We start from the raw sequence: 866 nt of genomic DNA on the forward strand, positions 1-866 counted from the left end.
GCCCGTTGAAAATGCAGCAATGGAAGATCGAACTATCATTCAATGGGATAAGGACGATCTCGAAAGCTTAGAGCTTCTGAAAGTCGATGTATTGGCGCTCGGGATGCTCAATGCTATCCGTAAATGCTTTCAATTAATTGAGAAACACCACCAGCGATCACTTTCAATTGCTGAGATCACTCGCCGACAAGATGATCCTCATGTGTATCGCATGCTCCAAAAAGCAGACACCGTTGGCGTTTTTCAAATCGAATCTCGCGCGCAAATGAGCATGCTGCCTCGCTTAAAACCAGCTTGTTATTACGACTTAGTTATTCAAATCGCGATCGTACGCCCAGGGCCAATTCAAGGCGACATGGTTCACCCGTTTTTGAAAAGGCGCAACGGCGAAGAGCCTGTCAGCTATCCATCAGAAGCAGTGAAAAGCGTTTTAGAAAGAACCATGGGCGTTCCTATCTTCCAAGAACAAGTCATCAAACTTGCCATGGTCGCTGCGGGGTTTAGTGGTGGCGAGGCCGATCAACTTCGTCGAGCCATGGCGTCATGGAAAAAGAATGGTGATTTAGCCAAGTTTAAGCCTAAGCTGCTCAATGGCATGCAAGAGCGAGGTTACGACCTAGCATTTGCGGAGCGCATTTTTGAACAAATTTGTGGCTTTGGTGAATACGGATTTCCAGAAAGTCATTCAGCGTCTTTCGCCGTTTTGGCGTATTGCTCGGCATGGCTAAAATACTACTATCCCGCAGAGTTTTATACGGCACTGTTAAACAGCCAGCCAATGGGGTTTTACAGCCCTTCTCAATTGGTGCAAGACGCTCGTCGTCACGGCGTCGAAGTTCTGCCTATCTGTGTCAATCATTCCTATT

1 pseudogene is annotated in these 866 nt (G+C 47.1%); it reads left to right on the forward strand.

The annotated features are described in order from the left end of the window. A pseudogene (locus tag R7P74_RS25550) lies at positions 1–866 on the forward strand (error-prone DNA polymerase); the annotation flags it as partial.

The sequence above is a fragment of the Vibrio sp. 2033 genome, assembly GCF_033339735.1.